The organism is Streptomyces galbus (assembly GCF_005280195.1).
Taxonomy (GTDB): domain Bacteria; phylum Actinomycetota; class Actinomycetes; order Streptomycetales; family Streptomycetaceae; genus Streptomyces; species Streptomyces galbus.
Window position 1 is genome coordinate 49,744 of record NZ_SZPR01000004.1, and the last position, 22,859, is coordinate 72,602.

Sequence of the window (22,859 nt, forward strand, 5' to 3'; positions counted from 1 at the left end):
GAAACGTCCGCCATTCACCCGGCAGGACGCCTGTGCGGGTGCGATGCGCCGTGTCGCGCGGGCTCGTCCGCGCGTCCCGGGAACCCTCGCTCGTTGTGAGGGGTGGGGTGGTGCGCCACCCGCCGGGTGGACGAGCGGACGGCCGGGTGGCCGAGCAGTGAGGGGAACGGCGAGGGATGCGGAAGCGAAGCCGGCGGGTGCGGGCCGCGCTCGCGGTCACGACGGCGGCCGTGCTCGGCGTGGCGGGCTGTGACGCGGTGGGCGGCGACGCGCACGGCACGTCGGGCACCCAGGCGCGCCGGGCGACGCCGACGGCCCCGGTGTGGGACGTGAGCCCGGCCTCGGTCGCCGCGGTCGGCGACTCCATCACGCGCGGCTTCGACGCCTGTACGGTCCTGCAGGACTGTCCGGCGGTGTCGTGGGCGACGGGCAGCGCCCCGGAGGTGAACAGCCTCGCGGTGCGGCTGCTGGGGCGGGCGAGGGCGGCCACGCACAGCTGGAACTACGCGGTGTCGGGGGCCCGGATGGCCGACCTGCCGGGCCAGATGGCGCAGGCGGCGGTGAAGCGGCCCGCGCTGGTGACGGTGATGGCCGGGGCCAACGACGCCTGCCGGGACTCGGCGGACGCGATGACGCCGGTGGCGGACTTCCGGACGGACTTCCAGCAGGCGCTGCGCACGCTGCGGCGGACGGCGCCGAAGGCGCAGGTGTACGTGGCGAGCGTGCCCGACCTGAAGCGGCTGTGGTCCGAGGGGCGCACCAACCCGCTGGGCAAGCAGATCTGGAAGCTGGGGATCTGCCCGTCGATGCTGGGCGACGCGGACGCGCTGGACGCGGCGGCGACCCGGCGGCGCGACACGGTGCAGCGGCGGGTGGAGGACTACAACGCGGTGCTCAGGGAGGTCTGCGCGCAGGACGCCCGGTGCCGGTTCGACGGCGGGGCGGTCTACGCGTACCGGTTCGGCACCGACCAGCTCAGCCACTGGGACTGGTTCCACCCGAGCCGGAACGGCCAGGCGAGGCTCGCGGAGATCGCCTACCGCGAGATCGTCGCCCGGGGCACGTGACTTAGGGTTCCGCTCATGAGCGAACACTTCGGAACACTTTCCGATGGCACTGAGGTCCACCGCTGGACCCTGGAGCGGGCGGGCACCCGGGTGCGGGTGCTGTCGTACGGGGGGATCGTGCAGTCCGTGGAGGTCCCGGACCGGGACGGGCGGACGGCGAACGTGGTGCTGGGGTTCGCGGACCTGGACGGCTACCGGGATCACCCGGAGCCGTTCCTGGGCGCGTTGATCGGCCGGTACGCCAACCGGATCGCGCGGGCCCGCTTCGAGCTGGACGGCGTGCTGTACGCGCTGGAGGCCAACGGCGGCCCCAACTCGCTGCACGGCGGGTCGCACGGGTTCGACAAGCGCGTGTGGGACGTCGAGCCGGTCGAGCACGGGCTGCGGCTGAGCCGGGTCAGCCCGCACGGCGAGGAGGGCTTCCCGGGCCGCCTGGAGGTCACGGCGACGTACACGCTGGACGCGTCGGGGGCGCTGCGGCTGGCGTACGAGGCGGTCACGGACGCGCCGACGGTGGTGAACCTGACCAACCACAGCTACTTCAACCTCGCGGGCAGCGGCACGGCCACCGGGCACGAACTGCGGCTCGCCGCCTCCCGGTACACGCCGGTCGACGACGACCTCATCCCCACCGGCGACCTCGCCCCGGTGGCGGACACCCGCTTCGACTTCCGCACGTCCCGCAAGCTCGGCCCGGGGTACGACCACAACTACGTGCTCGACAAGGGCGTCACGGCGGCCGCCGAGGAGGTGGCCGAGCTGCACGACCCGGCGTCCGGGCGGGTGCTGACGGTGGCGACGACCGAGCCGGGCCTGCAGCTCTACACGGGCGACCACCTGCCCGCCCCGCTCGCGCCGGGCGAGGGCGTGGCCCTGGAGACCCAGCACTTCCCCGACTCCCCGAACCGGCCGGCCTTCCCGAGCACGGTGCTGCGGCCGGGCGAGGTGTACCGCTCGGAGACGGTGTACGGCTTCTCGGCACGCTAGACACCCCGCGGGGCAGCGGGCCTCGGCCGGTCACGGCCGGTGCCGTCCCCGCAACGGAGGAGCCCCGGTCCGGGGTCAGGTCCGGGCCGGGGCTGCTCCTGGGGTGTCAGGTCCCTGGTCAGACGGTAATCCCCGGCGCCGGCCGGCGGTCGGCGATCGAGCGGCCGGCCCGGATTCCGTACGAACCCTTCACAACCGCCCGGACCGGCCCGGCCCCGGACCGCCGCGGCCGTCGCCCGCGAGCAGGCACCATGGCGGGGGCCGCTCCCGTCACGGGATACTTCCGCCGTCCCGCACGCACCCCACTGCGACGGAAGGACCCCTCCCCCCATGGCCCTCATACGCCTTCGCACCGGCGCCCTCGCCGTCGGGCTCACCCTGGCCGCGGCCCTCACGGTCCCGACGTCCACCGCCGCCGCCGGGACCGCCGAGGCCGCCCCCACCGTCGAGGAGCAGCGGCTGGACCGCGCCGTGCCGCGGGAGATCCTGGTGCGGTCCGGATTCGACGCCCTGGCCGAGCGGTTCGCGCGGCGGCTCGCGGACGCCGACTCGCCGGCGCGGGCCCGCCGGGTCGTCACGCAGGAGGGGACGGCGCTGTGGCGGCGGGCCGTGGACCGGGCGCAGGGGCGCGGTCCGGCGGGCGGTGACCTGAGCCGGGACGACGACCGGCCGCTGTACTGGGCGCGGCTGGCCATGACCCGTCAGCTGCGCACCTGGCAACCCGGCTTCGCCCTGTCGGACGCCCGGCGGGCCGCGCTGCTGGACCGGTTGGAGCGCACCTCCCGGGGCCAGAGCGACGTGCGGCTCGGCAGCGGCGGCAAGGGCGTCCGGCGCGTGCTGGTCACCGGGTTCGACCCGTTCACGCTGGATCGCGACATCCGCACCTCCAACCCCTCCGGGGCGGCGGCCCTCGCGCTGGACGGCACGGTGATCCGCACCGCGGCCGGTCCGGCGCGCGTGGAGACGGTGGTGTTCCCGGTGCGCTGGGAGGACTTCACGCGGGGCGCGGTCGAACGGGCGCTGCGCCCGTACCTGCCGCGGGCCGACCTGTTCACCACCGTGAGCCAGGGCCGCGTCGGCCGCTTCGACGTCGAGCGGACCAACGGCGCCTGGCGGGGCGGCTCGCCGGACAACCAGAACACCGGCCGCGCGGAGACCGTCCCGGTCACCGGCCCGGCGTCCCAGCCGCAGTGGACGTCGACGACCCTGCCGTACCGGGCGATCACGGCCGCGGACACGGGCCGTTTCCCGGTGTACGACAACACGAGCGTGACCGAGATCCCCGCCGGGGGCACGGAGGCCGTGGTGCGCCCCGACGGGCCGACCCCGGGGTCGACGGCGCGCGCCGGGGGCGGCGGGAACTACCTCTCCAACGAGATCGCCTACCGGGCGACCCTGCTGCGCGACCGCCTCGGGCTGCACGACCGCCTGCCGGGCGGGCACCTGCACACCCCGGTCCTGCAGTTCGGCACCGGCAACACCGACCCGGCGACCGGCACGGTCACCGACCCGGAGTTCGTCCGCAACCGGCTGGACATCGTCGCCCAGGTCCGCTCGGTGCTGGCGGTGGCGGTGGCCGCCGGTGCGGTCAGGCGGTGACGTCCTGAGCCGTCTGCTCGCCGTCGGTCCCGTCGCCGTCCGCGCGGTCCTCCTCGCCCAGCAGGTCGCGGGCCATCAGCGTGGCGCCCGCGACCGCGCCCGGCATCAGGAACACCGCGACGAACGGCACCACGAACGCCACCGCGAGGGGCGTGCCGAAGCCCCACACCAGGGTCCGGCGGGAGCGCAGCAGGGCGAGCCGGGCCCGCAGTTCGACCCCGCGGCGCTGGAGGGCGACCGCGGTGAGCTCCTCGGTGAGGAAGAACCCGGTGACGAAGAAGCCGATCACCGGCACCACCGTCTGCCCGACGAACGGCACGAACCCGGCGGCGAACAGCAGCACGCCCCACAGCGCGGCCCGCACCACGATCCGCAGGCTGTCCCGCGCCGAGATCCACAGCTCGCGCCAGAGCGGCAGCCCCGACCCGGGCGCGGTCCCGTCGGGCGAGACGTCCCGGTCGACGGCCTCGGACAGGCTCTCGTAGAAGGGCTGGCCGATCAGCAGGGTCACGGCGGTGAAGGTGACGACGGCCAGGAGCAGTCCGAGGGCGAACAGCACGGCGGTCAGCAGGCCGCGGAACAGCCCGGCCCAGGGGCCGGACCAGTGGTCGGCGAACGGCGTCGACCAGGTCACCAGGTCGTCGCCCCACACGCCGAGCGCGAGGAGCGCGCCGACGTAGAGGACCAGCGTGATCAGGCCGGGCAGCAGGCCGAAGCCGTACTGCCTGCCGTGCCGGCCCACCCACTTCTGGCCCCGCAGGAGATAGCGGAAACCCACCCCGAGATCGCGCATGCCGGAACTCTATCCGGCGTCCGATCACCTGTGCGGTCCCGTCGTGCGCCCCCGGGCACGAGGGGCACATCCGTCCCGTCCTACGCCATCCGGGGCAGGGGCGCCACCGACCACCTGCCGCCGCAGTTGAGTCGAAGGGGTGCGCTCCGCCGTACCGATCTCCGGGGTACTGGCTGTGACGCGGAGAACACTGGCACACACGGGTCGTGGGTGAGGAGAGCGGGATGACGACGCAAGCGGTCCAGGGCACGGTCGCCGAGGGGTACGAGGCGGTGCGTGAGGAGTTCGCCGCGTTCGTGGCGACGGAACGGCCGGACTACGAGGGCCAGCTGTGCGCGTACGTGCACGGCCGGCGGGTGGTGGACCTGTGGGCCGGGGAGGAGGCGGGGCCCGACGCGCTGTACGGGGTGTTCTCCTCCACCAAGGGCGCGGCCCACCTGGTGGTGGCGCTCCTGGTGCAGGACGGCACGCTGGAGCTGGACCGCAGAGTGACGTACTACTGGCCGGAGTTCGCGGCGGAGGGCAAGGGGCAGCTCACCCTGCGCGAACTGCTGGCGCACCGGGCGGGCCTGATCGGCACCGACACGGGCTTCTCCCTGGCGGAGCTGGCCGACGACCGCCAGATCGCCGAACGCCTGGCGGACCAGCGGCCGTTCTGGCGTCCGGGCACGGCGTTCGGCTACCACGCGCTGGTGATCGGGGCGTTGACCGGCGAGGTGGTGCGCCGCGCCACGGGCCGCACGCTGCAGGAGGTGTACGAGGAGCGCGTCCGGGCGCCGCACGGGCTGGACTTCCACCTGGGCCTGCCGGCGGTCCACGAGCCGCGGTTCCGCCCGACGCAGCCGATGGAGCCCTCGCCGAAGCAGCAGGCGCTGCTGGACGCGCTGCCGCAGGGCCCGCACACGCTGGCCGCGATCGCCTTCAACCGGCACACCGAGGCCGCGACGGACCTGGAGCTGCTGCCCAACGACCCGGTGGTGCGGGCCAAGGGCCCGGCGTCGGCGGGCGGGGTGGCCTCGGCGCGCGGTCTGGCGGGCCTGTACGCGGCCGCGACGAGCGAGCTGGACGGCAAGGCGCCGCTGCTGAAGGAGGACACGGTCGCGGAGTTCGGGCAGATCCACGCGGCCGGCTACGACCTGGTGGCCCGCGGCCACAAGTCGTACACGCTGGGTTTCCAGGCGACCGCCGACACCTGGTACCCGTTCCTGGGCGCGGGCGCGTTCGGCCACAGCGGCGCGGCCGGCAGCCAGGGTTTCGCCGACCCGCGCAGCGGTCTGGCCTACGGCTACACCCGGCGCCGGTTCGCGTTCCCGGGCGGCGCGGCCCCGGAGAACGGGCGCCTGGTCAGGGCCGTCCACCGGGCGGCCCTGGGCCGGTGACGGCCCGGTGACCGGCGGGGTGGGCCGGGGCGGGTCGGGTGACCGCGCCCCGGCGGCCGTCAGCCGAGGGTGACGGTGATGTTCCCGCGGGTCGCCTTGGAGTACGGGCAGACCTCGTGGGCCTTCTTCACCAGGGCCGCCGCCGTCTCGGCGTCGACGCCCGGGATGTCGGCCGAGATCCGCACGACGAGCCCGAAGCCCTCGTCGTTCCTGCCGATGCCGACCCGCGCGGTGACCGTGGAGCCGGAGACGTCGGCGCCCTCCTGCCGGGCGACGACGACGAGGGCGCCCTGGAAGCAGGCGCTGTAGCCGGCGGCGAAGAGCTGCTCCGGGTTGGTCCCGGCGCCGCTGCCGCCCATCTCGACGGGCGGGTTGACGACGACGTCGAGCTTGCCGTCGTCCGTGGCGACCCGGCCGTCGCGGCCGTTCTCGGCGGTGGCGACGGCGGTGTACAGGACGTCGGACTCGGTGATGGGCATGCGGGTGTCCTTCGCGTCGGTCCGCCGCGACTCGCGCCCACGATCGCCGACGGATTTCGGAAAGAAGTTACCGCATTCCGGAAACGCGAGGGAAGGCCGGGAGCCCTACAGCTTGACGATCATCTTCCCGGTGTTGTCGCCGCGCAGGACACCGAGGAACGCCTCGAGGTTGTTCTCGATGCCCTCGACCACGGTCTCGCGGTACTTGAGCGCCCCGGAGGCCACCCAGGGGCCCACCTCGGCGACGAACCGGGGCTGGAGGTCGTAGTGGTCGCCGACCAGGAAGCCCTCGATCCGGCCCCGCGTCTGGATCAGCCGGGCGAGGTTGCGCGGGCCGGGGGCGGGCTCGGTGTTGTTGTAGACGGAGATCATGCCGCACACGGCGATCCGGCCGCCCTGGTTCAGCGAGCCGATGGCCGCCTCCAGGTGGTCGCCGCCGACGTTGTCGAAGTAGACGTCCACGCCGTCGGGGGCGGCGGCCCGCAGCTGCTCACCCACCGGCCCGCTCTTGTAGTTGAACGCGGCGTCGAAGCCGTACTCCTCGACCAGCAGCTTGACCTTCTCGTCGGAGCCGGCCGAGCCGATGACCCGGGAGGCGCCCTTGAGCTTGGCGATCTGCCCCACCTGGCTGCCGACGGCGCCGGCCGCGCCGGAGACGAAGACCGCGTCGCCCTCCTTGAAGGCGGCGGTGCGCAGCAGGCCGGCGTAGGCGGTCAGGCCGGTCATGCCGAGGACGCCGAGGTAGGCGGACAGGGGCGCGGCGGCCGGGTCGACCTTGACGGCGTTCTCCGCGCGGACGACGGCGTACTCGCGCCAGCCGAGGAAGTGCAGGACGTGGTCGCCGACCGCGATGCCCTCGGCGTTGGAGGCGACGACCTCGCCGACGGCGCCGCCCTGCATGGCCTTGCCGAGCTCGAAGGGGGCGACGTAGGACTTCGCGGCCGACATCCTTCCGCGCATGTACGGGTCCACCGAGAGGTAGGCGTTCCGTACCAGCACCTGACCCTCGCCCGGGGTGGGGACCTCGGCCTCGACCAGGGCGAAGTCCTCGGGCTTCGGCCAGCCGACGGGGCGGCTGAGCAGGTGCCATTCGCGGTTGATCATGGGGGGAGCCCTTCCATTTAGTTCAGTACCTGAAACAACCATGCGACTGAATATTTCAGGATGTCAAGCAAACGGGTACCCTGGTGGACATGGCCACACCCCACCGGACGCGCCGCCCCGACCCCGTGAGCCTGGAGGTCGTCGAGCTGATCGCCGAGGTCGTCGCGCGCTACCACGCGGACTACGAGGAAGCGGCGGCCGGGCACGCCCTCACCGGCGCCCAGGCCAAGCTGCTCGGCCTGCTCTCGCTGGAGCCGCTGCCGATGCGCAAGCTGGCCCACCGGCTCAAGTGCGAGCCGTCCAACGTCACCGGGATCGTCGACCGCCTGGAGGCGCGGGGCCTGGTCGAGCGCCGCCCCGACCCGGCGGACCGGCGCGTCAAGCTCGCCGCCGCCACGGAAGACGGCCGCCGCGTGGCCCGGGAACTGCGCGAGTCCCTGCGCTTCGCCCGCGAGCCGCTGGCGGCCCTGGCCGACGACGAACGCCTCGCCCTGCGGGACCTGTTGAGCCGCATGCTGGAGACGTGAGGCGGGCACGCCCACGCGTCCTCCGCCGCCTTGCGACGCACGGTGCCGGACGCCGCTCCCTGATCCGGCCTGATCGACGAGACATCCCCTAGCTAGCGCCTGCGCCCCTTGACCGCCCAGGCGCGGGCGCCGAGCGTCACCGAGCCGTCGCCGGCCACCGGCAGCCGGGCCGCCAGGGCCTCCCGCACGCGGTCGCGGACGGCGGCCGGGGCGGCGGCGAGGTAGCCGGGGGCCGGGCCCTGGCCCGAGAGGAAGGGCGTCCACAGGTCGTCGAGGCCGGTGAACACCGTGGGCACGACGACCGGACGCGTGGACACGTCCACCAGCCCCGCCTCGGTCCACAGTGCGCCCAGCGTCCCCGGGCGGCAGAGCGGGAAGCGGCGGGACTCGTTCAGGGCCGCCGCGTCCGGGTCCGCCTCCTCGGCCGCCGCCCAGAAGGCGCGCAGGACGTCCATGCCCTCGGCGTAGTCCCAGACGTACGCCGCCACCAGGCCGCCGGGGCGGACGGCGCGGACCGACTCGCGTACCGCGTCGGCCGGTTCGGGCAGGAAGTTGAGGGCGAGGCCGCTGACCGCGACGTCGTGCGAGGCGTCGGGGACCGGCAGGGCCATGGCGTCGGCGACCAGGAACCAGGTGCCGGCGGGCGCCGCGCGGGCCGCGGTGGCCACGAACCCGCCGGAGCGGTCGACGCCGAGCACGGAGCGCGGGGCGCAGCCGGCGGCGGCCCCCTGCGCGAGGACTCCGGTGCCGCAGCCGACGTCCAGCCAGCGCAGCCCCGGCCCGGCGGACAGCCAGTCCAGGAACGCGTCCGCCACCAGGCGGCTCCAGCGGCCCATGTAGCGCTCGTAGGCGTCACCGGCCGCCCAGACGTCGTACCGGCGCTCTCCCCCGGTCATGCGTCCAGGATGGCGCCGTGACGGCCCGTGCGCACCAGCGGCGGCGCCGGGTGCGGCAGCGCTACGTGCACCACCACAGGAACCGGTCGCACGTCTTGGTCGGTGACGGTGACGGCTTCGGGGTGGGTTCCGCGGTGGTCGGCTCGGTGGTGGGGGTGGGGTCGGGGGCGGGGTCCGTGCCCTGGTCCGGGTCCGTGCCGGGGCCGGCCGGGACCGTGCCGGGGGCCGTCGCCGACTGGGGGTCCGGGCTGGTGCTGCCGGACGGGGACGCCGACGCACTGGCCGACGCGGAGGGCGAGGCCGACGCCGAGGCGGAGGCGCTCGGGGAGGCCGAGGTGGTGCCGGTGCCGCGGGGGCCGTCCACGGGGCGGTCCGAGCCGCCCGGGGACGGGCTGTCGCCGTCGGCCAGTTCCGCCGCCTCGCCACCGGCCGCGGCCGGGTCGGACGAGGAGAAGCCCGGTGCGTCGATGCCGAGTTCCGCGAGGCTCAGGCCGCCCGCCGCGAGGACGAACCCGGCGACGATCAGCACCGTGCGGCGGCGGCGCCTGCGGTGGACGGCGGCTTTGCGGTCGCGACGGCTGAGCCGGGCGGACGCGCTCTCGGCCGTCTCCTCCGCCGCGGCGTGCGGGGCGGGTCCGGAGGCGTCCTCAAGCCCGGCCTCCCCGGGTCCCGCGTCCTCGGGGGCGGACCGCTGGTGCGGCACGCGCGGGCCGGGCTCCGGGGCCTCGGCCTGGGCGCCTGTCGGGTGGGCCTGCCCCTCGTGCGTGCGGCCCGTGTACCCCTCGGGCGCCTGCGCGTACGCGTACGTCCGGTCGACGGGGGCGCCGCAGCCCGGGCAGGCGAGGGCGCCGTTCAGGTGCCGTCGGCACGGGTGGCAGTAGTCCATGACGCCGGAAGACTAAGGTCACGGAGGGGGACGTTCCTAGGGCCGCCTGTGAAAGTTGTGTGGGAGAACGGCCGTTCAGGTGCAGGAACGGGTGCGAGCCACCCCCCAAGCCGCAGGCGGCCACCAACCGGACCGAAAGCCGCCGTCGAAGCTGTCGAAACCGTTGTGTGTTCGACCCATTGACACCCCCCGCACACCGTCCTTACTGTCACGCCAGCATTTCGAACGTGTGACGAAATCTCGAACAGTCTGAGGGGCAATCACCGTGCGCATCACCGGAATCAGCACCCACGTGGTGGGAACGCCGTGGCGGAACCTGACCTACGTCCAGGTGCACACCGACGAGGGCATCACGGGGGTCGGTGAGACCCGGATGCTGGGCCACACCGACGCGCTGATCGGCTACCTCCGGGAGGCCCAGGCCAACCACATTGTCGGCTCGGACCCGTTCGCCGTGGAAGACCTCGTGCGCCGGATGAAGTACGGCGACTACGGCCGCGCGGGTGAAATCGTGATGTCCGGCATCGCCGTCGTCGAGATGGCCTGCTGGGACATCAAGGGCAAGGCGCTGGGCGTGCCGGTGTGGCAGCTGCTCGGCGGGAAGGTCCGCGACAAGGTCAAGGCGTACGCCAACGGCTGGTACACCACGGAGCGGACCCCGGAGGCGTACCACAAGGCCGCGCAAGGGGTCATGGAGCGCGGGTACCGGGCACTGAAGATCGACCCGTTCGGCACCGGGCACTTCGAGCTCGACCACGACGAGACGCTGTACGCGGTCTCCCTCATCGAGGCCGTGCGCGACGCCATCGGCCCGGACGCCGAGCTGATGCTGGAGATGCACGGGCGCTTCTCCCCCGCCACCGCCGTGCGGCTGGCCAAGGAGCTGGCCCCGTTCAAGCCGGCGTGGCTGGAGGAGCCGGTGCCGCCGGAGAACCTCAAGGCGCTGGAGAAGGTCGCCGCCAAGGTGGATGTGCCGGTCGCGACCGGTGAGCGCATCCACGACCGGATCGAGTTCCGCGAGCTGTTCGACAGCCAGGCCGTGGACATCATCCAGCCCGACGTGGGCCACCTCGGCGGCATCTGGGAGACGCGCAAGCTGGCCGCCACGGCCGAGACCCACTACATGCTGGTCGCGCCGCACAACGTGGGCGGGTCGGTGCTGACCGCCGCCTCCCTGCAGGTCGGCTTCACCGCGCCGAACTTCAAGATCCTGGAGCACTTCAACGACTTCGCGGACGCGGAGATCAAGAAGGTGGTCAAGGGCGCCCCGCAGGTCGACCCGGAGGACGGCTGCTTCCACCTGTCCGACGCGCCGGGCCTCGGCGTCGAGCTGGACGTCGACGCGGCGGCCGAGTTCCCGCAGCAGCAGGCCCGGTTCGACCTGTGGGCCGAGGGCTGGGAGCAGCGCAAGCCGAAGGCCACCCGGTGAGCACGGCCGTCGTCGTCGAGGCGCCCGGCGCGCACCGGCTCGTCCCGCACGAGCCGCGCCGCCCGGAGCCCGGCGAGGCCCTGGTCCGGGTGCACGCGGTCGGCATCTGCGGCAGCGACCGCGAGGTGTACCAGGGCAACCGGCCCGAGGGGTACGTCCGTTACCCCCTCACCCCCGGCCACGAGTGGTCGGGCACGGTGGAGGCGGTCGGCGCGGGGGTGCCGGGTGCGCTGGTGGGCCGCAAGGTCGTCGGCGAGGGCTTCCGCAACTGCCAGGTCTGCGACCGCTGCCACGCGGGCGAGACCACGCTGTGCACGGACGGGTACGAGGAGACCGGCTTCACCCAGCCGGGGGCGATGGCCGCGACGCTCACCCTGCCGGCCCGGCTGCTGCACGTCCTGCCGGACGACGCGGACCTGACCGCGGCCGCCCTGCTGGAGCCCGCCGCGTGCGTCGCGGCCGCCGCGGTGAAGGCCCGCGCCCTGCCGGGCGAGCGGGTCGGCGTGGTGGGCACGGGCACCCTCGGGATGTTCGCCGTGCAGTTCCTGAAGGCGGGTTCGCCGGCCGAGCTGCTGGTGGTGGGCACGCGCCGGGACCGGGAGGAGCTGTCCCGGCGGTTCGGGGCGAGCGGCTTCCGCACCCGGGACGAGGAGCTGCCGGGCGACCTGGACGTGGTGATCGAGACGGCCGGGTCGGCGTCCGCCGCCCGCACCGCGGCCTCGCTGCTGCGCCGCGGCGGCCGGCTGGTGCTGACCGGCATCCCGGCGCCGGGCGCGGACGGGCTGGACCCGACCGACCTCGTCGTACGGCAGCTCGAGGTGCACACCGTCTTCGGGGCGCCGCCGGACGCCTGGGCGCACACGGTGCGGGTGTTCGGCGCCGGGCTGCTGGATCCGCTGCCGCTGGTCACCCACGAGCTGCCGCTCGCCGGCTTCACCGAGGCGATCGAGCTGGTCGGGTCCGGCGATCCGGCGGTGGGCAAGGTGCTGCTCCGCCCGTAGACGTGCGCCGGCACGGGGGCGACCTGACGGTCTCCGTGCCGGCGTACCCCGAGCCCCCCACGCCTTGAGCCGCGAACTTCGTCCGATATCTCGAACACTAAGGACAGCTTGTGACCGACGCTTCCGTTACGGCAGCCCGCAGGCCCGGCGAGCAGGCGCTCGCCGCGCTCGGCCTGGGCGCGCCCGCCCTCGACCCCGCCGACGCCTCCGCCCACTCCTTCCCCGGAGGCGGCCGCTGGCGCACCGAGATCCCCTCGTGCGAGGGGCCCGAAGCGCTGGCCGTCGTCCTGAAGGAGTCCTCGCGGCTGGACGTGCCGATCCACCGGATCAGCCAGGGCAGCGGGGTGTGGATGCTGACCGACGCCGAGATCACCGAGATGGTCGAGGCGACGGCCGCGCGGGACATCGAGCTCTGCCTGTTCACCGGCCCGCGCGGCACCTGGGACATCGGCGGCTCGGTGCGCAGCGACTCGCGGGGGGCCGGTCTGCGCGCCCGCGGCCACGACGCCGTGGCCGGCTGCGTCGAGGACGCCCTGCGCGCCACCGAACTGGGCGTCAAGTGCCTGCTGGTGGCCGACGAGGGCGTGCTGTGGACGCTGCACCGGGCCCGGGAGACCGGGCTCCTCCCGGCCGACACGACGCTGAAGGTGTCGGCGCTCATCGGGCCGGTGAACCCCGCGAGTTACGCGGTGTACGAGCGGCTGGGCGCCGACTCCGTCAACGTGCCCAGCGACCTGACGCTGGATCACCTCACGGAGATCCGGCGGGTGTCGGCCGCCCCGATGGACATGTACATCGAGGCCCCGGACGACCTGGGCGGCTACGTGCGGATGTACGAGGTCGCCGAGCTGATCCGGCGCGGCGCCCCGCTCTACCTGAAGTTCGGCCTGTCCAAGGCGCCCGGCATCTACCCGTGGGGCACCCACCTGCGGGACGTGACCCTGGACACCGCCCGGGAGCGGGTGCGGCGCGGCCGGCTCGCCCTGGACCTGCTCGCCCGGCACGGCGCGGACGGCGACATGGCGCCGCTCGGCTCCCGCCTGCCAGGGGCTCTGCACCGGTTCCCCACCGCAGGTGCCACGGAATGACCGCTGGGGGCTGCGGGCCGCCCGTGGCCGTCGCGCCCGCGCGGCGGAGCCGCACATCGGCCACAGCCCCGCGCCCCTCGGGGCGCACAGACCGACCTCGCCAAGTATTCCCACGAAGAGAAGAACAGGGACGATGACCATGCGCACTCGCAGAAGCGCCCTCGCCGCCATAGCCGGAGCCGCCTCCCTCGCACTCACCCTGACCGCGTGCGGTCAGAGCGGGGAGGGCGGCAGCAAGGAGGAGAAGGGGTCCGGCAAGGGCGGCACCATCGGCATCGCGATGCCGACGAAGTCCTCCGAGCGCTGGATCGCCGACGGCAACAACGTCGTCAAGAACCTCCAGGCCAAGGGCTACAAGACCAAGCTGGTGTTCGGCGAGGACGACCCCGACCAGCAGGTCTCGCAGATCGAGAACCTGATCACCCAGGGCGTCAAGGCGCTGATCGTCGCCGCCATCGACAACAAGTCGCTGAACAACGTCCTGCAGCAGGCCAAGGACGCGGACATCCCGGTCATCGCCTACGACCGCCTCATCCTCGGCACGCCGAACGTCGACTACTACGCGTCGTTCGACAACGAGAAGGTCGGCGAGCTCCAGGCCAACTACATCGTGGACAAGCTGGGCCTGAAGAGCGGCAAGGGCCCCTTCAACATCGAGCTGTTCGCCGGCTCCAACGACGACAACAACACCAAGTACTTCTTCAACGGCGCGATGACCGTGCTCAAGCCGTACATCGCCGACAAGAAGCTGGTGGTCCGCTCCGGGCAGACGCAGCTCAACCAGGTCACCACCCTGCGCTGGGACGGCGCCACCGCGCAGCGCCGCATGGACGACATCCTCACCAAGTCGTACAAGAGCGAGAAGGTCGACGCGGTGCTCTCGCCGTACGACGGCATCTCCATCGGCATCCTGTCCGCGCTGAAGTCGGACAACTACGGCTCCGCGAACAAACCGCTGCCGGTGGTCACCGGCCAGGACGCCGAACTGGCCTCGGTGAAGTCGATCATCGCGGGTGACCAGACCCAGACCGTCTACAAGGACCTGCGCGAACTGGCCAAGGTGGCCGCGAACATGGTGGACGCGGTGCTCAACGACAAGAAGCCCGAGGTCAACGACACCAAGACCTACGACAACGGCAGCAAGGTCGTCCCGGCCTACCTGCTGGAGCCGGTCAGCGTCGACAAGACGAACTACGAGAAGGTCCTGGTCGGCGGCGGGTTCTACACGGCCGGTCAGCTCAAGTAGCGGACCTGAGCCCAGCAACCGTCGAACCTCACGGATTGGAAGGCACGACCATGGCGGGACCCGTCCTGGAAATGCGCTCGATCGTCAAGACCTTTCCCGGTGTCAAGGCGCTGTCGGACGTCACGCTCGAAGTCCGGCAGGGCGAGGTCCACGCCATCTGCGGGGAGAACGGCGCCGGCAAGTCGACCCTGATGAAGGTGCTGTCCGGCGTCCATCCGCACGGCACCTACGAGGGCGAGATCCTCTTCGAGGGGGAGGTCTGCCGCTTCCGGGACATCCGGGCGAGCGAGCAGCACGGCATCGTGATCATCCACCAGGAGCTCGCCCTGGTGCCGTACCTCTCCCTGGCGGAGAACATCTTCCTCGGCAACGAGCACGCCCGCAGCGGGCTCATCGACTGGAACCGGACCCTGCGGCACGCCTCCGAGCTGCTGCGCCGGGTGGGCCTGGCGGACCACCCGGAGACCCGCGTCGCCGACATCGGCGTGGGCAAGCAGCAGCTGGTGGAGATCGCCAAGGCGCTGTCCAAGAAGGTGAAGCTGCTCATCCTGGACGAGCCGACCGCCGCCCTGAACGACGAGGACAGCGGCAAACTCCTGGACCTCATCCTGGAGCTGAAGAAGCAGGGCATCACCTCGATCATCATCTCCCACAAGCTGAACGAGATCCGCAGGGTCGCCGACTCGGTGACGATCCTGCGCGACGGGCGGACCATCGAGACGCTCGACGTGAAGGCGCCGGAGACGACCGAGGACCGCATCATCAGCGGCATGGTGGGCCGCGACCTGGACCACCGCTTCCCGGAGCGCACCCCGCACCGGGCCGAGGAGGGCGCGGCGCCGGCGCTGGAGATCCGCAACTGGACCGTGCTGCACCCGATCGACCAGCAGCGCAAGGTGGTCGACGACGTGTCGGTCCACGTGCGGCGCGGGGAGATCGTCGGCATCGCGGGCCTGATGGGCGCCGGCCGCACCGAACTCGCCATGAACGTCTTCGGGCGCGCCTACGGCCGGTACGCGGGCGGCACGGTCCTCAAGGACGGCCGGGAGATCCGCACCCGCACGGTGTCCGAGGCGGTCCGGCACGGCATCGCCTACGTCACCGAGGACCGCAAGCACTACGGCCTCAACCTCATCGACACGATCAACCGCAACATCTCGCTGACCGCGCTCGGCAAGGTGGCCCGGCGCGGGATCGTCGACGAGCACGAGGAACGCCAGGTCGCCGAGGGCTACCGCACGTCCATGAACATCAAGGCGCCGACCGTGTTCGAGCCGGTGGGCAAGCTGTCCGGCGGCAACCAGCAGAAGGTCGTCCTCAGCAAGTGGATCTTCGCGGGTCCGGACGTGCTGATCCTGGACGAGCCGACGCGCGGCATCGACGTGGGCGCCAAGTTCGAGATCTACACGGTCATCGACCAACTGGCCGCCCAGGGCAAGGCGGTCGTCTTCATCTCCTCCGAGCTGCCCGAGCTGCTCGGCATGTGCGACCGCATCTACACCATGGCCGCCGGGCGGCTGACCGGCGAGGTCCCGCGGGCCGAGGCCACGCAGGAAGTGCTGATGCGCCAGATGACGAAGGACAAAGAGGTAACGCGATGAGCACCGATGTGACCGACAAGAGCCCGGCCGCCGCGCCGCCGGGCAAGGGCGGCGGCGCGGCGGGCACCGGCCTGCTCCAGCTCGTGCTGGACGGCCTGCGCCGCAACATGCGGCAGTACGGCATGCTGCTCGCGCTCGGCCTGATCGTCGCCGTCTTCGCGGTGTGGACCGACGGCGACCTGCTGCTGCCGCGCAACGTGTCCAACCTGGTCCTGCAGAACAGCTACGTGCTGGTCCTGGCGATCGGCATGATGCTGGTGATCATCGCCGGGCACATCGACCTGTCGGTCGGCTCGGTGACGGCGTTCGTGGGCGCCTTCGCGGCCGTGCTGACCGTCGAGCACCACGTGCCGTGGCCGGTGGCGGTGGTGCTGTGCCTGGCCGCGGGCGCCCTGGCGGGCGCGGCGCAGGGCTTCTTCATCGCCTACCTCGGCATACCGTCGTTCATCGTCACCCTGGCCGGCATGCTGATCTTCCGCGGCTTCACGGAGATCCTGCTGCAGGGCCAGACCCTCGGCCCGTTCCCGGACGGTCTGCAGAAGATCGGCAACGGCTTCCTGCCCGAGGCCGGCCCGAACACCAACTACCACAACATCACGCTGCTGCTGGGCCTCGCGCTGATCGTGTTCGTGGTGGTGCAGGAGTTCCGGGACCGCGGGCGCCAGCAGGAGTTCTCGCTCGAGGTGGTGCCGCGCAACATCTTCCTGCTGAAGCTGGTGGCCATCGTCGCGGCGATCCTCGTGGTGACGATGCTGCTGGCCAGCTACAAGGGCGCGCCGATCGTGCTGCTGGTCCTCGGCGCGCTGGTCGTGGGCTACGGCTACGTGATGCGCAACTCGGTGTTCGGACGGCACATCTACGCGATCGGCGGCAACCTGCCGGCGGCCAAGCTGTCCGGCGTGAAGGACAAGAAGGTCACCTTCTTCGTCTTCCTGAACATGGGCGCGCTCGCGGCCCTGGCGGGTCTGGCGATCGCCGCCCGACTGAACGCGGCCTCTCCGAAGGCGGGCCTGAACTACGAACTCGAGGCCATCGCCTCGGCGTTCATCGGCGGCGCGTCCATGAGCGGCGGTGTGGGCACCGTCCTCGGCGCGATCATCGGCGGGCTCGTCCTCGGCGTGCTGAACAACGGCATGAACCTCCTCAGCGTCGGCACCGACTGGCAGCAGGTGATCAAGGGCTTCGCCCTGCTCGCGGCGGTCGGCTTCGACGTGTGGAACAAGCGCAAGTCCGGTTCGTAAGTCAGCTGGGCCCCACCGGACGGTGGGGCCCCTTCCCTTCCGGGAGCCGCACATGGAACTGAACAGACGCACGGTCATCGCGGGCGCCGCGGCCGCGGGGGTGGCCGCCACCGCGCTCGGCGGCACGGCCCGTGCCGCCGCCGGCAGGGGCCCCGTCAAGGAGCTCTTCGGCACCCTCGCGGACGGCACCAAGGTCCACCGCTGGTCCCTCCACAACGGCGGGACCCGCCTGAAGGTCCTGTCCTACGGCGGGATCGTGCAGTCCCTGGAGATCCCCGACAAGCACGGCCGGTACGCCAACGTCTCCGCGGGTTTCGCCGCCCTGGAGGACTACGTCGCGAGCAGCCCGTACTTCGGCGCGCTGATCGGCCGCTACGGCAACCGGATCGGCAAGGGCCGCTTCACCCTGGACGGCACGGCGTACCAGCTCTCCGTGAACGACGGCGAGAACAGCCTGCACGGCGGGGCCAAGGGCTTCGACAAGCGGGTGTGGGACGTCGAGCCGTTCACCCACGGCTCGGACGTCGGACTGCACCTGTACTACACCAGCGTCGACGGCGAGATGGGCTACCCCGGCACGCTGCGCACGAAGGTCACCTACACGCTGAACCGGCACGGCGACTGGCGCATCGACTACACGGCCACCACCGACAAGGCCACGGTCGTCAACCTCACCAACCACACGTACTGGAACCTCGCGGGCGAGGGCAGCGGCAGCATCGAGGACCACGAACTGACCATCGCCGCCTCCCGCTTCACGCCGACCGACGCGGGCCTGATCCCCACCGGCGAGCTGGCCAGGGTCGCCGGCACGCCCTTCGACTTCCGCCGGGCCAAGCCCATCGGGCGGGACATCCGGGCCGGCCACGAGCAGCAGGTGCTGGCCAAGGGCTACGACCACAACTGGGTGCTGGACAAGGGCATCACGGCCACACCGGTGCACGTGGCGACGCTGCGCGACCCGCGCTCCGGCCGCACCCTGAGGATCGCCACCGACCAGCCGGGGCTGCAGTTCTACTCCGGCAACTTCCTCGACGGCACCCTGACCGGGACCAGCGGGCGCACCTACCGGCAGGGCGACGCGCTCTGCCTGGAGACGCAGCACTTCCCGGACTCGCCGAACCGGCCGTCGTTCCCGTCGACCGTGCTGCGGCCGGGACAGACGTACCGGACGTCGACGGTGCACACCTTCGGCCGCTGACCGCGCGCCGCCCTCCCGCGGGTTGAACACGGCTTCCCCCGCGTCCGTATGGAAGGGCGGCCCGCGCTCCCCCGCGCGGGCCGCCCACACACGACGGACCCGGCCGTCCCCACCGGGCCCGCCTCATACGGAGGTTCGATGGCCGACAACGTCACCTCGTTGTTCCGCAGCGCGGCGGCGCACAGCCCGTCGATGGCGGCGCTGACCCGCGAGGGCGGCGACGGAGCCGGCCCGGTGGACTTCTGCATCCCCTGCAACCCGTACTTCCCCACCCCGGCGATGTTCGAGGAGATGGCCGCGCGGCTGCGGGACATCGTCACGTACTACCCGAGCAGCGCCGACACCATCACGGCCGAGCTGTGCACCCTGCTGCAACTGCCGCCGCAGGCCGTGGCGATGGGCAACGGCTCGACCGAACTGATCACCTGGATCGACCACCTGCTGGTCCGGGAGTCCCTCGCGGTCCCGGTGCCCACGTTCGGCCGCTGGACCGACCAGCCGATGGAGACCGGCAAGCGCGTCGACATGTTCCCGCTGCAGGAGTCCAGCGGCTTCGCCCTGGACCTCGCGGCGTACGCCGAGTTCATCCGGGCCCGCGGGACGCGCGTCGCGGTGGTCTGCAACCCGAACAACCCCGACGGCGGCTTCCTGCACCGGCACGCGCTCGTGCAGTTCATGGACGCGATGGCCGACCTGGACCTCGTCGTGATCGACGAGTCGTTCCTGGAGTTCGCGGACGCGGAGGCCGAGCCGAGCGTCGTGCAGGAGGCGATGCTGCGGCCCAACGTGATCGTGCTGCGCAGCCTCGGCAAGAACTTCGGCCTGCACGGCATCCGCTTCGGCTACCTGGTCGCGAACCCGGCGCTGGCCGGTCGGGTCCGCTCCATGCTGCCCAAGTGGAACCTCAACTCCTTCGCCGAGCACGTGGTGTTCATGCTGCGGGAGCACGGCGGGGAGTACGCGCAGAGCCTCCAGCAGGTGCGGCGGGACCGGCTGGACATGGCCTCGCAGCTGTCGGCGCTGCCGGGGCTGACCGTGTACCCCTCGCAGGGCAACTTCCTCTTCGTACGGCTGCCCGTCGGGGCCGAGGGGACGGTCGTGCGGGACCGGCTGCTGACCGAACACCGCATTCTGGTGCGGGAGTGCGGCAACAAGATCGGTTCGTCCAGCCGCTTCCTGCGGCTCGTGGTGCGCCCCCAGGTGGACGTGCGTCGCCTGGTGTCCGGCCTGGAACAGGTGCTCTACGGGACCAGGAGGGGAGCCGCCGTGCCCGAGCCGGGCACCGGGACCAGCTACAGCTCGGGCACGGCGGCGGTGGACCGGCTGGTGGGCGCGACGAACGGGGCGGGGGTGCGGGGGCTGGCGGCACAGGCGCTGTCCACGCCGGCGCCGGCTCCGATGCCCGCCGCCGCGTCGAACGGAGCGGGCGTGCCGATGCCGGCGCCGGCCGCTGCGCAGGCCTACCCGCAGCCGGTGGCGGCAGCGGTACCGGTACCGGTACCCGCCCAGATACCGGCCCCCGCCCCGCCCCCGGTACCGGCTCCTGCCCCGGCTGCGATGCCGCAGCCGGTCGCGGCGCCCGTGCCACCGATGGCCCCGATGGCCCCGGCCGCCGCGATGCCGGGCCCCACCCCGCCCGGCGTCCCGGCACGAGGCGGCCTCACGGCGGCCCAGGTCCGCGGCACGAACGGCCTCACTCCCGCCCCGGCGACGGGCTGGCCGAACGCGGGCGCCTGGCCGGCGGCGGCGGGCTGACGGCTCAGCGGGCGGGGATCATGGACGCGTGAAGAGGTGGACGAAGAAGACGGGGCCGGCCGGGCAGCCGGAGTCCGGTCCCCTGCCCGAGCTGTCGGCGTACCGACGGGCCCTGCGGGACCGGCTGCTCGCGGCCCCCGTGGTGCCCGCGCCCGAACCCTGGCGGCCCGTCTTCGCGCACACCCACGGCGCCGCCGTCGGCGGCCTGCTCGGGATCGGCTTCGCGACGCATCCCGACAGCGGCCGTGACCTGGTGATGGTGGTCTCCTCCGCCGGTCACGGCCTCTTCGACGCGGTCACCGGGGACCGGATCGCCAGGGAACGCGACCCCGACCCCGAGGACAGCACCCCCGACGCGGTGGCCGACCTGTCCTGCCCGGGGCTCGGGCCGGTCGCCGGGAGCCGGGTGCGGATCGCCGGGCTGTTCGGCGGGGGGCTGCACACCACCACCGGGGACGGCTGGACCCTGGAGGTCGTCACCCCAGCCTGGCCGCACGAGCGCGTCCTGCTGTCCCGCGACGGCGGACTGCCCCACGCCGGTCCGCACGGGGAACAGTGGTGGCACGTCCACCACTGCTCGTACTCCACGCTCCGCGCGGCGGGCTTCTCACCCTCGGGACGGACCCTCGCCGTGGCGACGAGCAGCGACCTCGTCCTGTGGACGCGCGGACCGGACGACGGGGCCGGTCCGCCGCGGCCCGCGCAGCCACTATCCTGAACGCCGGTGCCACCGAGGCCCCGCACACCTGTCGAAGGACTGAAGCCTATGTTCCCGGCGTCCCGCAGCGGTCGCCGTCGGCTCTGAGGAGCCACGTCCGTTCCCTCACGGCGGCCGCGTCCCGCATCCCTGCGCGACCTTCCCATCCACGTGAGGACTTCCGTCACCATGGACATCGACGTCCAGAGCTTCGCCGTCGCCAACCTGCGCCGCCGCCCCGAGGCGGTCGAGGTGGGCGGATTCGTCGTGGGGTTCGATCCCTCGACCACCAGCCCCTACGTCAACTACGCCTCGCCGCTGCCCGGCGCCACGCCCACCGCCGCCGACGTCTCGGCGCTGGTCCGGACGTTCCACGAGCGGGGCCTCACCCCGCGCCTGGAGTTCGCCCCGAACGGGGCCCCGGACGCCGAAGGGCCCCTGCGGGCGGCCGGGTTCACGACCGAGGCCGTGCACGCGTACCTGGTGTGCACGCCCGCCACGCTGAGCGTCCCGGAGTCCGGTCCGACGCCCGAGACGCCGGACACGGACGCCGAGTACGCGGCGATCGACGCGGCCCTGTCGGAAGCCTTCGGCGGCGAGTTCCCGCAGTCGCCTGAGGGCGCGGCGCGGCTGCGGCGCCTCCAGGACGGCGGCGGTGAGGTGCGCTTCGTGCGCGCCCCCGACGGCGACTGCGCGGGCGCGGCGACGTGCTCCGCGCCCGCCGTGGGCACCTCTGAACTGGCAGGTGTGGGCACCCGGCCCGCCCACCGCGGGCGAGGCGTGGCGGCCGCCGTCACCGCCGCGCTGACCGGCGCGATGTTCGACCGGGGCAACCGCTCGGTCTGGCTGGAGTACGGGGGCGAGGGCTCCCGCCGGGTGTACGAGCGGGTCGGCTTCCGGCCGGCCGGGACACGCCTGTACCTGTCCCTGGCGCCTTCCCCCCACGGGATCTGACCGGTCGTCACCTCGACCGGCTGATGTCCCGGACAGGGACCCGTCACACAGGCCGCGCCCGGCTCCCACGAGCGGGCGCGGCCGTCGTGCGTGCCCGTCACGTGCGCGGCGGGCACTCCTTCCACGCCAGGTGGTACACCGTGCTGATGTCCCCGTCCGTCGAGTCCATCGTCATGAAGCTGACCTTGCCCGGCGACTGGCTGCCCGCCGTCACCCGCAGTTCGGTGTTGATGTTGAAGTTGCGCTGCACCCCGCAGGGGGCCCACACGAGCTGGGCCCAGTCGGTGATGTCCGTGGCCTGCCAGTTGTCGTTGAGGGCGCCGGTGAAGGTGTGGCTCTTGTACGCCGTCTGCGACGAGCCCTGGAAGTAGTACGAGGCCCGCTGCAGGCCGGTCGCGCCGGGCTGGAGTGCGGCGAAGCCGCGGTAGTCGGCGCTGGCGACGGCGTAGGTGAAGCCCTGGGGGACGTGCACGACCAGGTTGAGCTGGCAGTTGCGGCGGAAGGCGGTGGGGTCGGAGGTGCCGCCGGCCTGCGCGAGGTAGTCGCTGTAGGTGACGGTGAAGGCGGTGTTGTCCTCGGAGACGGCGACGGCGGTGGTGCCGGCGGGACAGCCGGAGCCGTTCACCGTGGCGAGGTTGATGACGATCTTGTCCGGGGGCGGGTCGTCGAACACCGGCGACGACGGGTTCGCCGGTGTCAGGGCCGTGGCGAGCAGGGCGGCGGTCGCGCCGCTCAGCAGGAGTCCGGCAGGCATGGCCCCTCCTGGGGGGGGGTGGGGGGTGGACCTCTCGCCCGGCGGCCTGTGGAGGACGTGTGCGCTTCCTGTGGAGGCCGGGGCGTTGGCATCGTAGGAAGCGCCCCGCGACCCGGTCAGGGGGAACTCAAGCCATTCGCTTCACGCCTTTCACATCCCGACTCCGTTGAAAGCG

The 22,859-nt window shown here is 72.8% G+C and carries 21 protein-coding genes; 15 read left to right on the forward strand and 6 right to left on the reverse strand.

Annotated elements, in window-relative coordinates:
- The first annotated feature begins 176 nt into the window (after nucleotides 1–176).
- From E4U92_RS02955 to E4U92_RS02965, 3 genes are all read left to right on the forward strand, one after another.
- Complete coding sequence (locus E4U92_RS02955; protein ID WP_137298659.1) at nucleotides 177–1,067, forward strand: SGNH/GDSL hydrolase family protein; 891 nt, start codon at nucleotides 177–179, stop codon at nucleotides 1,065–1,067.
- 15 nt (nucleotides 1,068–1,082) lie between these two features.
- A complete protein-coding gene (locus E4U92_RS02960; protein ID WP_137298660.1) occupies nucleotides 1,083–2,054 on the forward strand; it encodes an aldose epimerase family protein in 972 nt (323 codons plus the stop codon).
- Nucleotides 2,055–2,384: 330 nt separating this feature from the next.
- Nucleotides 2,385–3,653: a pyroglutamyl-peptidase I gene (locus E4U92_RS02965; protein WP_174863660.1), complete on the forward strand. Its 1,269-nt coding sequence runs from the start codon at nucleotides 2,385–2,387 to the stop codon at nucleotides 3,651–3,653.
- Here E4U92_RS02965 and E4U92_RS02970 read toward each other — a convergent pair.
- The gene (locus tag E4U92_RS02970) at nucleotides 3,643–4,446 is read right to left on the reverse strand and encodes an EI24 domain-containing protein (RefSeq protein WP_137298661.1); all 804 of its coding nucleotides are present in this window, start codon (nucleotides 4,444–4,446) and stop codon (nucleotides 3,643–3,645) included. The two genes, E4U92_RS02965 and E4U92_RS02970, sit on opposite strands and share 11 nt — an antisense overlap.
- A 224-nt stretch (nucleotides 4,447–4,670) precedes the next feature.
- On the opposite strand from E4U92_RS02970, the gene E4U92_RS02975 reads away from it, so the two are divergent.
- Nucleotides 4,671–5,825, forward strand: coding sequence for a serine hydrolase domain-containing protein (locus tag E4U92_RS02975; protein WP_137298662.1), 1,155 nt, complete (start codon nucleotides 4,671–4,673; stop codon nucleotides 5,823–5,825).
- A 59-nt stretch (nucleotides 5,826–5,884) separates the two neighbouring features.
- Here E4U92_RS02975 and E4U92_RS02980 read toward each other — a convergent pair whose 3' ends face one another.
- Together E4U92_RS02980 and E4U92_RS02985 are read right to left on the reverse strand one after the other, a co-directional pair.
- Nucleotides 5,885–6,304 (reverse strand): organic hydroperoxide resistance protein, encoded by a 420-nt coding sequence (locus E4U92_RS02980; protein ID WP_137298663.1) that lies wholly within the window; start codon nucleotides 6,302–6,304, stop codon nucleotides 5,885–5,887.
- A 105-nt stretch (nucleotides 6,305–6,409) separates the two neighbouring features.
- Nucleotides 6,410–7,408 carry an NADP-dependent oxidoreductase gene (locus E4U92_RS02985; protein ID WP_137298664.1) on the reverse strand — a complete coding sequence of 333 codons (999 nt, stop codon included), beginning with the start codon at nucleotides 7,406–7,408 and terminating at the stop codon, nucleotides 6,410–6,412.
- An 89-nt stretch (nucleotides 7,409–7,497) separates the two neighbouring features.
- Here E4U92_RS02985 and E4U92_RS02990 point away from each other — a divergent pair, with 89 nt between their 5' ends.
- Complete coding sequence (locus E4U92_RS02990) at nucleotides 7,498–7,935, forward strand: MarR family winged helix-turn-helix transcriptional regulator (RefSeq protein ID WP_137298665.1); 438 nt, start codon at nucleotides 7,498–7,500, stop codon at nucleotides 7,933–7,935.
- 92 nt (nucleotides 7,936–8,027) lie between these two features.
- On the opposite strand, the gene E4U92_RS02995 is transcribed toward E4U92_RS02990, so the two are convergent.
- On the reverse strand, nucleotides 8,028–8,831 hold the full coding sequence (locus tag E4U92_RS02995; RefSeq protein WP_137298666.1) for a class I SAM-dependent methyltransferase: 804 nt from the start codon (nucleotides 8,829–8,831) through the stop codon (nucleotides 8,028–8,030).
- Nucleotides 8,832–8,892: 61 nt separating this feature from the next.
- A complete protein-coding gene (locus E4U92_RS03000; RefSeq protein WP_137298667.1) occupies nucleotides 8,893–9,717 on the reverse strand; it encodes an SCO2400 family protein in 825 nt (274 codons plus the stop codon).
- 265 nt (nucleotides 9,718–9,982) lie between these two features.
- Here E4U92_RS03000 and E4U92_RS03005 point away from each other — a divergent pair, with 265 nt between their 5' ends.
- The 10 genes from E4U92_RS03005 to E4U92_RS03050 all read left to right on the forward strand — a co-directional run bounded on the left by E4U92_RS03005 (nucleotide 9,983) and on the right by E4U92_RS03050 (nucleotide 21,930).
- Nucleotides 9,983–11,146: a mandelate racemase/muconate lactonizing enzyme family protein gene (locus E4U92_RS03005; protein WP_137298668.1), complete on the forward strand. Its 1,164-nt coding sequence runs from the start codon at nucleotides 9,983–9,985 to the stop codon at nucleotides 11,144–11,146.
- The gene (locus E4U92_RS03010) at nucleotides 11,143–12,147 is read left to right on the forward strand and encodes a zinc-dependent alcohol dehydrogenase (protein WP_137298669.1); all 1,005 of its coding nucleotides are present in this window, start codon (nucleotides 11,143–11,145) and stop codon (nucleotides 12,145–12,147) included. Before E4U92_RS03005 ends, E4U92_RS03010 begins: the two co-directional genes overlap by 4 nt.
- Before the next feature lie 110 nt (nucleotides 12,148–12,257).
- Nucleotides 12,258–13,235, forward strand: coding sequence for a hypothetical protein (locus E4U92_RS03015; protein WP_137298670.1), 978 nt, complete (start codon nucleotides 12,258–12,260; stop codon nucleotides 13,233–13,235).
- Nucleotides 13,236–13,374: 139 nt separating this feature from the next.
- The gene (gene chvE / locus E4U92_RS03020) at nucleotides 13,375–14,481 is read left to right on the forward strand and encodes a multiple monosaccharide ABC transporter substrate-binding protein (protein ID WP_137298671.1); all 1,107 of its coding nucleotides are present in this window, start codon (nucleotides 13,375–13,377) and stop codon (nucleotides 14,479–14,481) included.
- A 50-nt stretch (nucleotides 14,482–14,531) separates the two neighbouring features.
- Nucleotides 14,532–16,082 carry a multiple monosaccharide ABC transporter ATP-binding protein gene (gene mmsA / locus E4U92_RS03025; protein ID WP_137298672.1) on the forward strand — a complete coding sequence of 517 codons (1,551 nt, stop codon included), beginning with the start codon at nucleotides 14,532–14,534 and terminating at the stop codon, nucleotides 16,080–16,082.
- Entirely contained in the window at nucleotides 16,079–17,323 is a 1,245-nt protein-coding gene (gene mmsB / locus E4U92_RS03030; protein ID WP_137298673.1) for a multiple monosaccharide ABC transporter permease, read from the forward strand. Before mmsA ends, mmsB begins: the two co-directional genes overlap by 4 nt.
- Before the next feature lie 52 nt (nucleotides 17,324–17,375).
- Nucleotides 17,376–18,524 carry an aldose epimerase family protein gene (locus E4U92_RS03035; protein ID WP_137298674.1) on the forward strand — a complete coding sequence of 383 codons (1,149 nt, stop codon included), beginning with the start codon at nucleotides 17,376–17,378 and terminating at the stop codon, nucleotides 18,522–18,524.
- A 138-nt stretch (nucleotides 18,525–18,662) separates the two neighbouring features.
- Nucleotides 18,663–20,279, forward strand: a complete 1,617-nt coding sequence (locus E4U92_RS03040; RefSeq protein ID WP_137298675.1) for a pyridoxal phosphate-dependent aminotransferase — start codon at nucleotides 18,663–18,665, stop codon at nucleotides 20,277–20,279.
- Nucleotides 20,280–20,361: 82 nt separating this feature from the next.
- Entirely contained in the window at nucleotides 20,362–20,997 is a 636-nt protein-coding gene (locus tag E4U92_RS03045; protein ID WP_137298721.1) for a hypothetical protein, read from the forward strand.
- A gap of 168 nt (nucleotides 20,998–21,165) precedes the next feature.
- A complete protein-coding gene (locus E4U92_RS03050; RefSeq protein ID WP_137298676.1) occupies nucleotides 21,166–21,930 on the forward strand; it encodes a GNAT family N-acetyltransferase in 765 nt (254 codons plus the stop codon).
- A 97-nt stretch (nucleotides 21,931–22,027) separates the two neighbouring features.
- Here the strand turns inward: E4U92_RS03050 and E4U92_RS03055 are convergent, their stop codons facing one another.
- Nucleotides 22,028–22,684 carry a DUF4360 domain-containing protein gene (locus E4U92_RS03055; RefSeq protein WP_137298677.1) on the reverse strand — a complete coding sequence of 219 codons (657 nt, stop codon included), beginning with the start codon at nucleotides 22,682–22,684 and terminating at the stop codon, nucleotides 22,028–22,030.
- Nucleotides 22,685–22,859: the final 175 nt, after the last annotated feature.

What these genes read in the sequence shown, in the direction of transcription:
- mmsA (WP_137298672.1), top strand. Translation starts at nt 14,532, where the DNA reads ATGGCGGGACCCGTCCTGGAAATGCGCTCGATCGTCAAGACCTTTCCC.
- E4U92_RS02960 (WP_137298660.1), top strand. Translation starts at nt 1,083, where the DNA reads ATGAGCGAACACTTCGGAACACTTTCCGATGGCACTGAGGTCCACCGC.
- E4U92_RS02990 (WP_137298665.1), top strand. Translation starts at nt 7,498, where the DNA reads ATGGCCACACCCCACCGGACGCGCCGCCCCGACCCCGTGAGCCTGGAG.
- E4U92_RS02955 (WP_137298659.1), top strand. Translation starts at nt 177, where the DNA reads ATGCGGAAGCGAAGCCGGCGGGTGCGGGCCGCGCTCGCGGTCACGACG.
- E4U92_RS03055 (WP_137298677.1), bottom strand. Translation starts at nt 22,684, where the DNA reads ATGCCTGCCGGACTCCTGCTGAGCGGCGCGACCGCCGCCCTGCTCGCC.
- E4U92_RS03040 (WP_137298675.1), top strand. Translation starts at nt 18,663, where the DNA reads ATGGCCGACAACGTCACCTCGTTGTTCCGCAGCGCGGCGGCGCACAGC.
- E4U92_RS02970 (WP_137298661.1), bottom strand. Translation starts at nt 4,446, where the DNA reads ATGCGCGATCTCGGGGTGGGTTTCCGCTATCTCCTGCGGGGCCAGAAG.
- mmsB (WP_137298673.1), top strand. Translation starts at nt 16,079, where the DNA reads ATGAGCACCGATGTGACCGACAAGAGCCCGGCCGCCGCGCCGCCGGGC.
- E4U92_RS02995 (WP_137298666.1), bottom strand. Translation starts at nt 8,831, where the DNA reads ATGACCGGGGGAGAGCGCCGGTACGACGTCTGGGCGGCCGGTGACGCC.
- E4U92_RS03050 (WP_137298676.1), top strand. Translation starts at nt 21,166, where the DNA reads ATGGACATCGACGTCCAGAGCTTCGCCGTCGCCAACCTGCGCCGCCGC.
- chvE (WP_137298671.1), top strand. Translation starts at nt 13,375, where the DNA reads ATGCGCACTCGCAGAAGCGCCCTCGCCGCCATAGCCGGAGCCGCCTCC.
- E4U92_RS02980 (WP_137298663.1), bottom strand. Translation starts at nt 6,304, where the DNA reads ATGCCCATCACCGAGTCCGACGTCCTGTACACCGCCGTCGCCACCGCC.
- E4U92_RS03000 (WP_137298667.1), bottom strand. Translation starts at nt 9,717, where the DNA reads ATGGACTACTGCCACCCGTGCCGACGGCACCTGAACGGCGCCCTCGCC.
- E4U92_RS02985 (WP_137298664.1), bottom strand. Translation starts at nt 7,408, where the DNA reads ATGATCAACCGCGAATGGCACCTGCTCAGCCGCCCCGTCGGCTGGCCG.
- E4U92_RS03035 (WP_137298674.1), top strand. Translation starts at nt 17,376, where the DNA reads ATGGAACTGAACAGACGCACGGTCATCGCGGGCGCCGCGGCCGCGGGG.
- E4U92_RS02975 (WP_137298662.1), top strand. Translation starts at nt 4,671, where the DNA reads ATGACGACGCAAGCGGTCCAGGGCACGGTCGCCGAGGGGTACGAGGCG.
- E4U92_RS02965 (WP_174863660.1), top strand. Translation starts at nt 2,385, where the DNA reads ATGGCCCTCATACGCCTTCGCACCGGCGCCCTCGCCGTCGGGCTCACC.